This is a genomic window from Hallella faecis (genome assembly GCF_018789675.1).
Lineage (GTDB): Bacteria > Bacteroidota > Bacteroidia > Bacteroidales > Bacteroidaceae > Prevotella > Prevotella faecis.
The window spans coordinates 35,993-48,602 of record NZ_JAHKBE010000021.1 but is presented as its reverse complement, the minus strand read 5'-3'; the positions used below and the strand labels follow the sequence as shown (position 1 = coordinate 48,602).

At 57.4% G+C, this 12,610-nt stretch carries 11 protein-coding genes; 7 read left to right on the top strand and 4 right to left on the bottom strand.

What is annotated here, in order from left to right; translation table 11 throughout:
• Positions 1 to 716: 716 nt before the first annotated feature.
• The 6 genes from KM934_RS06615 (at position 717) to KM934_RS06590 (ending at position 7,070) form a co-directional block, all read left to right on the top strand.
• Positions 717 to 1,286 (top strand): L-threonylcarbamoyladenylate synthase, encoded by a 570-nt coding sequence (locus tag KM934_RS06615; protein WP_215759837.1) that lies wholly within the window; start codon positions 717 to 719, stop codon positions 1,284 to 1,286.
• Positions 1,287 to 1,347: 61 nt separating this feature from the next.
• Positions 1,348 to 3,120 carry a chloride channel protein gene (locus KM934_RS06610; RefSeq protein ID WP_215759836.1) on the top strand — a complete coding sequence of 591 codons (1,773 nt, stop codon included), beginning with the start codon at positions 1,348 to 1,350 and terminating at the stop codon, positions 3,118 to 3,120.
• Between the two features lie 101 nt (positions 3,121 to 3,221).
• On the top strand, positions 3,222 to 3,893 hold the full coding sequence (locus tag KM934_RS06605; RefSeq protein ID WP_215759839.1) for a LysE family translocator: 672 nt from the start codon (positions 3,222 to 3,224) through the stop codon (positions 3,891 to 3,893).
• 78 nt (positions 3,894 to 3,971) lie between these two features.
• Complete coding sequence (locus tag KM934_RS06600; RefSeq protein WP_215759835.1) at positions 3,972 to 4,520, top strand: DUF4924 family protein; 549 nt, start codon at positions 3,972 to 3,974, stop codon at positions 4,518 to 4,520.
• Between the two features lie 45 nt (positions 4,521 to 4,565).
• Positions 4,566 to 5,450, top strand: a complete 885-nt coding sequence (gene rfbD / locus KM934_RS06595; RefSeq protein ID WP_215759834.1) for a dTDP-4-dehydrorhamnose reductase — start codon at positions 4,566 to 4,568, stop codon at positions 5,448 to 5,450.
• A 21-nt stretch (positions 5,451 to 5,471) separates the two neighbouring features.
• Complete coding sequence (locus KM934_RS06590; protein WP_215759833.1) at positions 5,472 to 7,070, top strand: peptide chain release factor 3; 1,599 nt, start codon at positions 5,472 to 5,474, stop codon at positions 7,068 to 7,070.
• A gap of 182 nt (positions 7,071 to 7,252) precedes the next feature.
• Here KM934_RS06590 and KM934_RS06585 read toward each other — a convergent pair whose 3' ends face one another.
• Both KM934_RS06585 and KM934_RS06580 read right to left on the bottom strand, forming a co-directional pair.
• Positions 7,253 to 7,501: a hypothetical protein gene (locus KM934_RS06585; protein WP_215759832.1), complete on the bottom strand. Its 249-nt coding sequence runs from the start codon at positions 7,499 to 7,501 to the stop codon at positions 7,253 to 7,255.
• Between the two features lie 420 nt (positions 7,502 to 7,921).
• Positions 7,922 to 9,916, bottom strand: a complete 1,995-nt coding sequence (locus tag KM934_RS06580; protein ID WP_215759838.1) for a DUF2264 domain-containing protein — start codon at positions 9,914 to 9,916, stop codon at positions 7,922 to 7,924.
• Between the two features lie 163 nt (positions 9,917 to 10,079).
• Here KM934_RS06580 and KM934_RS06575 point away from each other — a divergent pair, with 163 nt between their 5' ends.
• The gene (locus KM934_RS06575) at positions 10,080 to 10,316 is read left to right on the top strand and encodes a hypothetical protein (RefSeq protein ID WP_215759831.1); all 237 of its coding nucleotides are present in this window, start codon (positions 10,080 to 10,082) and stop codon (positions 10,314 to 10,316) included.
• Positions 10,317 to 10,480: 164 nt separating this feature from the next.
• Here KM934_RS06575 and KM934_RS06570 read toward each other — a convergent pair whose 3' ends face one another.
• Both KM934_RS06570 and KM934_RS06565 read right to left on the bottom strand, forming a co-directional pair.
• Positions 10,481 to 11,596: a transposase gene (locus KM934_RS06570; RefSeq protein WP_215759830.1), complete on the bottom strand. Its 1,116-nt coding sequence runs from the start codon at positions 11,594 to 11,596 to the stop codon at positions 10,481 to 10,483.
• Between the two features lie 332 nt (positions 11,597 to 11,928).
• The gene (locus tag KM934_RS06565) at positions 11,929 to 12,579 is read right to left on the bottom strand and encodes a hypothetical protein (RefSeq protein WP_215759829.1); all 651 of its coding nucleotides are present in this window, start codon (positions 12,577 to 12,579) and stop codon (positions 11,929 to 11,931) included.
• Positions 12,580 to 12,610: the final 31 nt, after the last annotated feature.

The window sequence follows — 12,610 nt, the reverse complement described above, 5'->3', positions numbered from 1 at the left end:
TGAAAGCCCAACAAGCGCATAGCCCAGGGCAAGCGAAGCGACACCCTGGGTATTAATCGTATTTTCATTGGTGCGCCCTGGAAGGGCAAAAGCATTCATCCTTATGTGGATTTTGCTCAGTGACTGTGCCATATTTATTACGCTTTTGCTCTTTCAGAGCGTTAATGGGTATGTTGTTTGTATTCATACCCAGGGTGTCGCTTCGCTTGCCCTGGGCTATGCGCTCATTGGGCTTTCAGCCCGTTCAAACCGAATGCAATCAAGCATGCTTGAATTGCTGAGGTGAAGCCAATAATGCATAGCAAAGCCCACCCTGCCTAAATCAGAAACTCCAATTGATATAATCGTTTTACGATTAACAATTTGAACGAATTTAGCTAACGCAATTAGAAAAAATTCGAAAATTTGGGAAATTCGTTGTTCTTTCTCCGCTGGCGCTACGAAAGCGGCAGAGCCGAGCGACGCCGTCTGAGGCTAAATAAGCTATTCGTTGTGAAAGCAGTATATGGCCAAAACTCTTAGAAGTGGCACGATCCTCAAATCACTCCAAATGCCGGACGAACCTAATATTTTGCCTGAAACATTTGGGTGGACGAAAAGGAATTTGTAATTTTGCCGTTATCCTTTCGTAGGACCCCATACTTTTATGGTTTAGTGCCCAGGCCCGTCGACCGCATGTTGCGGCACGGCGCGGCATTACTAAAACGATCCATTCAATGACACAGGAAGAAGACATCCGCAACGCCGTCCGCGTGCTCCGCGAGGGCGGCATCATTCTTTACCCCACCGACACCGTGTGGGGCATCGGCTGCGACGCCACCAACCCAGAGGCCGTAGCCAAGGTGTACAAAATGAAGCAGCGCGACGACTCGAAGGCGCTCATCTGCCTCGTCGACAGCGACGCGCGCCTGCAACGCTACGTGCGACAGGTGCCGCCCGTGGCATGGGACCTGCTCGACGCCGCCGTCGACCCCATGACCATCATTCTCGACGGTGCCGTGAACCTCGCGCCCAACCTCATCGCCAACGATGGGTCGATCGCCATGCGCATCACACGCGAGCCGTTCTCGCACGAACTGTGCTACAGGTTCCAGAAGGCGCTCGTGTCGACCAGCGTGAACATCAGCGGCGAGCCCGCAGCGCAAAACTACTGCGACATTGCGCCCGAACTGCTGGAGCAGGCCGACTATGTGTGCTTCGCGCGCCGACAGGAGCACAAGCCCCACAAGCCAAGCTCGATCGTGAAGCTCGGACAGGACGGACAGGTCACCATCATCAGGAAATAACATCAACCAACCCCCAGCGCCCCCGAGGGCGCACAACATTACTCTCATCATAGGCAAGCCCATGTTGGAAAAACTGATAGCCTGGAGGCAACGCAACCTCACAGACAAGCAAACCACACAGGTGCTGGCGTTCTTCGTCGGCATCCTGGCAGCCGTGGCAGCCTTCCTGCTCCATTGGATCATCCACCTCATACAGCAGCTGCTCACGAAAGGCTTCGCAACCGACGCCGCCAACGTGCTCTTCCTGCTCTTCCCGGTGGTGGGCATCTGGCTCACGTCGCTCTTTATAAAATATGTGGTGCGCGACAACATATCGCATGGCATAACACGCGTGCTATACGCCATATCCACCAACCGCTCGCGACTGCGGCGCCACAACTGCTGGACGTCGGTCGTGGCGTCGGCCATCACCATCGGCTTCGGCGGATCGGTGGGAGCCGAGGCACCCATCGTGCTCACGGGATCGGCCATAGGCAGCAACCTCGGACAAATCTTCAAGCTCGACAAGCGACAGCTCATGCTGCTCGTGGGATGCGGAGCCGCCGCCGCCGTGGCCGGCATCTACAAGGCGCCCATCGCCGGCATGGTGTTCACGCTCGAGGTGCTCATGATCGACATGACGATGTCGTCGATCGTGCCCATCCTCATAGCAACCATCACCGCCAACGTAACGAGCTACCTGCTCGTGGGCGACAAGTCGATGTTCTCCTTCACGCTCGACTCGGCGTGGAGCGTGGAACGCATACCCGCCACCGTGATGCTCGGCGTGTTCGGAGGCTTCGTGAGCCTCTACTTCATGCGAGGCATGACCTGGTGCGAGGGACAGTTCGCACGCATGCGCCGACACCCCTACCGCAAGCTCATCGTGGGCGGACTGGTGCTCAGCACGCTCATCTTCTTCTTCCCGTCGCTCTATGGTGAGGGATGGGACAGCCTCGTCATCCTGCTCAACGGAAAGACCGAGAGCGACTGGGACCATGTGCTCGACGGGTCGCTCTTCTACGGCCACACCGACCTGCTGGTGCTCTACGTGGCCATGGTGCTGCTCACGAAGATCGTGGCCACCTCGTCGACCAACGGCGCCGGCGGATGCGGCGGAACGTTCGCACCCTCGCTCTTCGTGGGCGGCTTCGCCGGCTTCCTCTTCGCCCGCCTGTGGAACATGGAGCAGATCGGCGTTTACATCCCTGAGAAAAACTTCACCCTGCTGGGAATGGCGGCCGTCATGGCCGGCGTGATGCACGCACCGCTCACCGGCATCTTCCTCATAGCCGAGATAACGGGCGGCTACCAGCTCTTCGTGCCCCTGCTCATCGTGAGCGTGGTGAGCGTCATGGTGATCAGCATCTTCGAGCCCCACAGCATCTACGCCATGCGACTGGCGCGCGAGGGAAAGCTCGTCACCCACCACACCGACCACAGCGTGCTCACGCTGATGAGCATGGACGCCATCGTGGAGAAAGACGTGGTGAGCGTGAAGCCCGACATGCCCTTGGGGCGCGTGGTGAGCGTGCTGAGCAACAGCGACAGCGCCTTCCTGCCCGTGCTCGACCAGGGCGGACGACTGCTGGGCGAGATCGACCTGACGAAGATTCGCAACATCGTGTTCCGGCCCGAGCTCTACCAGAAGATGCGGGCCAGCCAGGTGATGACACCCCTGCCAGCCATACTCTACCGCAACGAGCCCATGACCGAGGTGATGCGCAAGTTCGACACCACCAACGCCAGCGTGCTGCCCGTGGTCGACATCAACAACGTGCTGCAGGGCTACATTACCCGAACACGCCTCTACAGAACCTATCGAAAGGTGGTGGCCGATTTCTCAACCGAATAAGGCCACCCGCCAACGCGGCTAACTATCTATTACCCAACGGAAATCTACCAACCAAAGATTTGCGCGTTCCAAGAAAAAGACGTAACTTTGCAGGCTGAATGATGCCACTACAATTACACATCGACCTCCTTGAACTCATCCTCAAGGGCATGCTCATCGGAATCATCGCCTCCGCGCCCATGGGCCCGGTAGGCATTTTATGCATACAGCGCACCTTGAAAAAGGGGCGCTGGTTTGGCTTTATCACAGGTGTGGGAGCCTCGGTGAGCGACTTTATCTACGCCCTCTTCACGGGCTTCGGCATGAGCTTCGTCATGGATCTCATCACCAACCCCACCAACAAGTTCTGGCTGCAGATATCGGGAAGCGTCATGCTCATGGTGTTTGGCGTTTACTGCTGGCGATCGAACCCCATGAAGTCCATGGGGCGCGACGGGCAGAAGAAGAGGGGATCGCTCACCCACAACGGCATAACGGCGTTCCTCGTTACGTTCTCAAACCCACTCATCATCTTCCTCTTCATGGCAACCTTCGCCCAGTTTGCGTTCGTCATCCCCAACCACCCGGTGGAGATGGCCGCCGGCTACCTCAGCATCGTGGCCGGAGCGCTGCTCTGGTGGTACGGACTGACGTGGGTGGTCTCGAAGATCGGCACACGCTTCAACGAGATGGGCATCCTCATCATCAACAAGGTCATAGGATCGCTCGTCATCATCTTCTCCATCGTGGTGCTCATCGGCACCGTCTTCAACCTCTACACTTTCCAGTATTGACCGTGGGGAATGGGGCGGGACAACACACCGAAAGCCCACATTCCGCACAAGCCACACCCAACATTTAGCTACACAGAAATGTTTATCGCACAAGAATTAAGAAAGAAATCGATCGCCGAATATCTGCTCTACATGTGGCAGATGGAAGATCTCATACGAGCATACGGCTGCTCACTGGCAAGAATCAGGCGAGAGTACATCGACCGGTTCGACTACACCGATGAGCAGAAAGACGAGGAGACCGACTGGTTCGGAAACCTCATACGCATGATGAACGAGGAGGGACGACGCCAGGAGGGACACCTGCAGATCAACAAGATCATCGTGAAAGACCTGGCCGACCTGCACAACCAACTCATGCTCTCGGGCAAGTTCCCATTCTACAACGCCGAATACTACAAGGTGCTGCCCTTCATCGTGGAACTGCGCAACAAGGGCGACAAGGACGTCAACGAGATAGAGAACTGCCTCGACGCGCTCTACGGCGTGATGCTGCTGCGCCTGCAGCAGAAACCCGTGTCGGACGAAACCGAGAGCGCCATCAAGGAGATTACCACCTTCATAGGCATGCTCAGCGATTATTACATCAAGGATCGGACCGAGGGGCTCGACTTTGGCGACGAATAAGCCGCCAAGCACCACCCCAACGACACACAAAAACACTCAATAGACATGAACATTCTTGTAACAGGAGCCAACGGGCAGCTCGGAAACGAGATGCAGCTGGTCAGCAAGCTGTCGAAAACCGACAGCTACACCTTCACCGACGTGTGTGAGGGCTACCAGAAACTCGACATCACCAACCTCGACGAGATACGCCGAGTGGTGGCCGAAGGGAACATACAGTGTATCATCAACTGTGCCGCGTGGACCAATGTCGACAAGGCGGAGACGGCCGGACCCATCGTGGAGACGCTCAACGCCACGGCGCCGGGCTACCTCGCACAGGCCATGAAAGAGGTGGGCGGACTGCTCGTCCACATCAGCACCGACTATGTGTTTGGAGGCGATCCCTACAACACGCCCTGCCGAGAGGAGCAGAAGGGCACACCGACGGGCGTCTACGGACTGACCAAGCTCCACGGCGAGCAGCTCATCGAGGCATCGGGCGCCAACCACATCATCATACGCACGGCGTGGCTCTACTCGGAGTTTGGACACAACTTCGTGAAGACCATGATGCAGCTCACAGCCACCAAGCCGCAGCTCAAGGTGGTGTTCGACCAAACCGGCACGCCCACCTACGCCGGCGACCTCGCACAGGCCATCTTCGACATCGTGGAGGGCCGCAAGTTTGAGAACCACTCGGGCGTGTACCATTTCTCCAACGAGGGCGTCACCTCATGGTACGACTTCACCAAGAAGATTGCCGAGCTGGCCGGAAACACCGCCTGCGACATACAGCCCTGCCACAGCGACGAGTTCCCCTCGCCCGTGAAGCGACCCGCCTACAGCGTGCTCGACAAAACCAAGATCAAGCAGACCTTCGGCACCAACGTGCCCTACTGGGAGGACAGCCTCAAGAAATGCGTGGCAGCCCTGCTCAAGCAACAATAAACACACACTACCATCACACACATGGCAAGCATAGCTAACGAAATCAAAAGGCGACGCACATTCGCCATCATCTCACACCCCGACGCCGGTAAGACCACACTCACCGAGAAGTTCCTGCTCTTTGGAGGACAGATACAGGTGGCCGGAGCCGTGAAGAACAACAAGATACGCAAGACCGCCACATCCGACTGGATGGACATTGAGAAGCAGCGCGGCATCTCGGTGTCGACGTCGGTCATGGAGTTCGACTACCTGCCCGAGGGACAGGAGGGCGAACCCTACAAGGTGAACATCCTCGACACACCGGGTCACCAAGACTTCGCCGAGGACACCTATCGCACGCTCACAGCCGTCGACTCGGCCATCATCGTGGTCGACTCGGCCAAGGGTGTGGAGGCGCAGACACGTAAGCTCATGGAGGTGTGCCGCATGCGCAACACACCCGTCATCATCTTCCTCAACAAGATGGACCGCGAGGGACGCGACCCCTTCGACCTGCTCGACGAGCTCGAGGAGGAGCTGCAGATCCATGTGCGCCCACTGTCGTGGCCCATCGGCCAAGGTGCCAAGTTCAAGGGTGTGTACAACATCTTCGAGCAGCAGCTCAACCTCTTCACCCCCAACAAGCAACGCGTAACCGAGAAGGTGGCGGTCGACATCAACAGCAATGAGCTCGACACACATGTGGGCGAGAAAGAGGCCGAGCGCCTGCGCGACGACCTGGAGCTGGTGGACGGCGTATACCCCGAGTTTAGCGTCGACAGCTACCGCAACGCCGAGGTGGCGCCCGTGTTCTTCGGATCGGCCCTCAACAACTTCGGTGTGCAGGAGCTGCTCAACTGCTTCGTGGAGATAGCGCCCAGCCCACGCCCCACCAAGGCCGAGGAGCACATGGTGGAGCCCACCGACCCCAAGTTCACGGGATTCATCTTCAAGATCACAGCCAACATCGATCCCAACCACCGCTCGTGCATCGCCTTCTGCAAGGTGTGCTCAGGCAAGTTTGTGCGCAACGCACCCTACAAGCACGTGCGACTCGACAAGACCGTGCGCTTCTCATCGCCCACACAGTTCATGGCGCAGCGAAAGAGCACAGTCGACGAGGCTTATCCCGGCGACATCGTGGGACTGCCCGACAACGGCATCTTCAAGATCGGCGACACGCTCACCGAGGGCGAGGACCTGCATTTCCGCGGACTGCCTTCGTTCTCGCCCGAGCTCTTCAAGTATATCGAGAACGACGACCCCATGAAGTCGAAGCAGTTCCAGAAGGGCATCGAGCAACTCATGAACGAGGGTGTGGCGCAGATGTTCGTCAACCAGTTCAACAACCGCCGCATCATCGGTACCGTCGGACAGTTGCAGTTTGAGGTCATCCAGTATCGCCTGGAGCACGAGTACAACGCCAAGTGCCGCTGGGAGCCCGTGCATCTCTACAAGGCTTGCTGGATTGAGAGCGACGACGCTGCCGAGCTCGACAACTTCAAGAAGCGCAAGTACCAATACATGGCCAAGGACATCGAGGGACGCGACGTGTTCCTCGCCGACTCGAGCTACGTGCTCTCCATGGCGCAGCAAGACTTCACCCACATCAAGTTCCACTTCACCAGCGAGTTCTAACCACACGGCATAACGAGGGTGCGCCAAACGGCAAGCCCACATCCTAAAAGACCCAAACCGCTCACACCACCGAGCCGTTTGGGTCTTTTGGCTTGTTGGGAAATGCCAACCGACCTGCTCTTTCAACCCTCAACGGTCATTAGACCGAAACAGGTGGGTTTTTAGGATCTATTGGATTCTTTTCAGTTTGTTTCAAGCAGATTGCAGCAGGCGCGGCGAAGCCATCCCACCCCACTGCGCAGGTATCGGGTGCCGAGAAGACGGGCATCGAAACTGTCAACGCCGACCGCCTGCAGGATGAGCCCAAGGCCTACTATGACCTGCAGGGCCGCCGCCTCAACAGTCCCCGTCAGGGCCTCAACATCATCCGTCTCGCCTCCGGCAAGTCGGTGGTCGTTGCGGTGAAGTAACATCTGGGCGCTATCCTCCATTTGTCGGCAACAAGGTGGGGGATAGCGCCCTGACGTTTAAGCACGGGTATCGACAAATAAACTCGATTTCAAGGCAAGAGAAGAAACTAACCGTCGAAACATTTGCCAACATGAAAACTAAACTATAAATTTGCGCTACACAAACACATGCCTCGTCGCACTGCACGGGGGGATAAGTGGATGCACATTTTTGCATGCGACAGCGAGAGGCGGTTTGTCGGCCTTCGCTCTCATCCTCGCGATGAGGCGATTGCCGTTTTTAGGTTTCAATAGAACAACAAGCAAGCGCCCCCACGGCCATCTGGTCGTGGGGGCGCAATGTTTTTGGCTCTTGGCGGAGGGCCTATTCGCACGCCCTGCACCTGTTTATTACATGGCCCCTCACCTATATTATATAGGCAAGGGGCGCAAACGTATCGGTTAGAATCTCACGGTCTTCTTCTCGCCCGTGACCAGGGTCACCACTACGGTTCGCTGATCCCTGCTCACCTTCACGGCCTTCACGGGTTGCAACTCGCGGTCGGTGAACGAAGCGCCCTTCTTCCACAGTTGCAGCGTCACGAAGATGCGGGTGCCCTCCACGTGCTGGCGCAACGTAGGTAGGGCACAGACGTTGCTCACCGGATGGAGGCCCTTGGGATAGATCACCTCGGCGGGCTGGTCCCATCCCATCAGCGGCACCATGGCCAGCGTGTAGTCGGTGCCTGTAACGGTTGTAGCCTGGTGCTTGCCCACGGTGCGCACGGCGGCAGGCAACTTGGCGTGGCCGGGTTGCGGCAGGGTGTAATGGCCCAGCGTGATGTCGGTGGGGGCGCCTACCGACACGCGGTCCACACGCAGGATGCCGTCGGGAAGGGGTATGTCGGCCAACTGGTAGCGCACGGCGGTGTCGGTCTCGAGCACCGCGTCGCGGCGGTACACGCCCTGCTCAAAGCTTTTGAACGTGTAGAGGCGCAACACCTCCCACTCGCCCTTCTTGTTTTTCGTGCCGTAGTTCATCGAGATCTCGCCGTTCTTGCCATCGGCCATCCAGGGAAACTCGGTGTTGTAGGCCAACTTGTTGTAGTTCTCCGAGCTGCGGAACTTCTGCCAGTCGCCAGCCACCGTCTCGTGGCACCACGAGCGCATCTCCGAGCCACCGCAGTTGGGGTAGTTGGTGATGAGGAGGGTCGATCCGGGCTGGAACTTGTTATACACATGGCCGGGCTTCAATGCGTTCTTCCATGGGCCTTCGCTCTCTGTGGCCGTCCAATACTTCGAGTTGGCGGGCAACAGCAGGCCGAGGAACGCCTTGCCGATCCAATAGACGCTGCCACGGCAGCTATAGATCTGCACGGCCGGGGCAAACGGGCCATAGAAGCCCATCGTGGGAATGCCGTTCTCCAGGAAGTCGGGGTTGGTGAGGAATTGCAGCAGTGAGGCGGAGGCAATGTGGCGCATCCATCCGTAGTCCACATCGTCGAAGCCCGCATACTCGAGCAGCGGCAGCGGCGTGACGGCGGCGAAGCGGTAGCAGATGCTGCGGCCCCACATGTTCATGCGACCGTCGCGGGCGAACATATAGGGATAGTTGGCCACGAGGTCGTGCTCGTTGTCGATGAAACGACGGGCGATGTCGGGATACTGGTGCTTGCCAAACAGCTCAGCCCACAGCGGACCGTAGCTCTGGTACGCCCACATGCTATAATAGTCGTAGGCGGGGGCGTCGTTGTACCAGCCCTCGCCCTTGTAGCGGTCGAGCAGTTTGTTGAGCCAGCCCACCAGTTTGCCCTCATCGACCTTATAGCCCTGGTCCTTGAAGAAACTGAGGATATAAACGTTGAAGAACATCCAGTTGCTGCCAATGGTGGGGCCCTCGCCATAGCTCAGCATGAGCGAGGCCAGCGCGTCCTTCTGCTCCTTGGTGAGCGGATCCCACAGCACGCTCTGCGCTCCCTTCATCGAGATGCAGAGCGATCCCAGCTCGAGCAACGTCTGACTGGGACCACCCGTGCGGTGGGCGATGTAGCTGCGACTGTCGGGGTTGGTGAGGTTCACCAACTGATGGCGGTAGTAATCGGCCACGCCAATGCCGTTGAGGGTCAGCGAGGGGTTGTCCTTCAGCAGCGGAGCGGCGATGAAGAGCGTGCGCGCCAAGCCCTCGAGCTTCGCCACGTGAATCTGCCCCTCGTCGCGCGGATAGGTCTTCTCCAACTCCTTGGGGAAATACATCTGGTCGTCGAGGCAGTGGATGTAACTGAAGGCGCCCTTCAACAGGTATTCGCCTGCGGCAATCCAGTGGCGGCGCGTCATGCCCGTGTAGGGACTGAGCGTCATATCGGGGTTGTCCACCTTAAACACCTCGCGGGCAGCCTTCGACGCAGGGGCGGCAGAGACTGGCGAGAAAGCCGAGGCGGCCTGAATGTCCCCACTCATAGCCACGGCTTCGCCCGTGGCACTTAGGCCAGCGGCAGGATTGCCGGCATTTGCACTACTAATCTCTTGTTGGAAACGAGCCTTCGATTGTTGCGTGTGGGCCAAGCAGCCAAGGGCGGGCGACACGCAAAGAAGAGCAAAAATAGCGGTTCTGATTGTTTGCATGATAGCGTCGTTTTGTAGTTGTTGTTTTTTCGACAACAAAAGTACAAAGAATATCCGAGTAACCACCCGTTCCCACCCATTATTTTGCAAAAGCAAGGGAAGCGATGGGCAAAACAAGCAAAAGGCAAAGCAAGGGAAGCAAAAGGCAAAGCAAGGCAAGCGATGGGCAAAAGCAAGGGAAGCAAAAGGCAAAGCAAGGCAAGCAAAAGGCAAAGCAAGGGAAGCAAAAGGCTAAAGCAAGGCAAGCAAAAGGCAGCTGCCGCCCTGCGGTTGCCCTCTTGCAGTTGCTGCAAATATATGGCAAAAATTTCTGGGGCATATTTGCCCCAGCCTCTCGCCACCCAGCCATCACCACCCAGCCATCACCACCGCATGCCCCAGCCTCTCGCCACCCAGCCATCACAGCCCCCACGTGCCCTTTGCGTTGGCAATAACCCATGCTATGCGGTTGAGCGCCAAGAACTGGTAGCGCAAGCTCTCGGGTGGTGCCTGGGGCGAGCGCCGATACACGGCGGCGCTGATATCCTTATCTGCGAAGGTGGGCTTGTTGGGCTCCAGCAGCAAGAGGCGACCGGCGGCGCATGCGTCGAAATACACACCTCCGGGCTTGTAGAACCGCTCGTGGGGCGAGTGCTCCGCAGGAAACCCGTCTTTCAGCAGGATGACCAAGGGGTGGTGGGCCTCGCGCAACCGCCGGCACACCACCTTCTCGCCTTGGCTGATGGCCGCCGACACGCTGACGGCGCCCTGACACGCCTGCTCCTCCTTGCTGGTCAGGTAATCTCTCAGTTGCGCCTCATCAAGGCTTCGCGAGCATTGTATCTCCTGCTTCAGCGGCGCATCGAGCAGAAACAGGTTACCCAAGGCACGAAACCGCCAGTCCACCATCTGTCCCTCCTCGTTGGTGAAGCGCAGCGACAACTGGTGGCGCATGCAGAAGAGGTTGGGGTGGCGCGTCTTCAACCAGAGTCGCCGAGGGTTATCGAGTGCGTAGGCCACCATGTTCTTATACTGTCCCGTGCGGTGCATGATGCGCTCATGATAGCCAGCGTGCATAAACTCCCAGATGCTCTGATGGCGCATGAAGAACGGTCGAAAGGCCGTGTCGCCCTCGGCAAACTCCCGTTTATAGAGCGACGTACACGCACTCTTGAAGCCCCGTATCACCTCCCCAACGCTCTTAGGCATCGGTTCCACCACACGCAACACCCCATGCAGGTGATCGGGCATGACACACAGGGCGAGCACCCGAATGGTGCATCCCCGCTGCGCCTGATGCATCGGGATGCCACGAAACAACCGCGCCACCCCCTCGCCAAACGCGCTGAGCACGATGTGCGCCTCCTCGGCACTGTCGCCCTCCAAGCGCCCGAACAGCGGATAGCGCCCCTCCACATTGAGCGTAAAATGGTAAAAGCCCCGTCCCTTATAGTTCCATAGGTTCTCGCGATGGTGGCGCGTGGTGTCGGTGGCGCGCCAAAGCGTACGGTCAGGGCTTTCAGATGGATGGTTCATAGCTTATTAGGGTTGATGGCAATAGCGGTTGATGGCAATAGCGGTTGCCGCAAATATGCGGCAAAACATTTCTTTGGCAAAGATAGCGCTTTTGGCCGCTTATTCCTATGGCTATCATGGGAAAAGCGAGAAAAATAAGAGAAAAAGAGAAGAAAAGCTGCGAAAAAGGAAAGAAAGCGAGGAAAAGCAATAGAAAAGGAGAAGAAAGCGAGAGAAAGGAGAAGAAAGCGAGAGAAAAAGGGAAGAAAGGCGCTCCGCCCTGTCTTCCTTGCAGAAGACAAAGCGGAGCGCCTATGGTTTGGGGCACAAGGGCTCAACCCCTTGCAGCCTGCTTACTTCGACATTTTGGCCTTGGCCTTCTCCACGTCCTCGTCCTTGGGGCGCGGCTCCTTCTTGGCCAGCATCACCACCTGGAAAACGAAGTCGGTAACCCACTTCTGCGAGAAGCCCAGGCGCTGGTTGTACTGACGGATGCCCAGCACGGTCTTCATCACGCCAGCGTCGCTGAAGTCGTTGCGGTTGAAGATATCGGAAACGGTCTTCTCGGTCATCGTGTAGATCGACTTCTTGAAGATCGACGGCACGCGGAGCTTAAACTTCATCAGGTTGCCGATGAGCATCATCAGGTCTTGCGTGAAGTTTTGGAACTGCACCAGGTACACCTGCACATCGGGAAGACGGTGACAGTTGCGACGGATGCTCTGATCCACCTCCTTGAAGAAGGAATCGTCGGTTCCGTAAATTTCTTTCATCATCTTCTTGCAGTGGCTCTTCTCGCCCACACCCAACTTATTGTTCTGTGTGGGGATATGCAGAGTCGACTTGAAGAGGCGCAGATCGGGCAGCATACCGATGTTGGTAATGCCTAATTGGGCTGCCAGCGACGCCTGAAAGTAAACGCGCACAAGCGTCATGAAATCTTCCATGCCGCCCGTCTTGGCTTCCGACTGCTTAGAGCCGAAAATCTTAGATAATAATCCCATAATATTTTTTTCAAACTATTTTGCTTGGTGG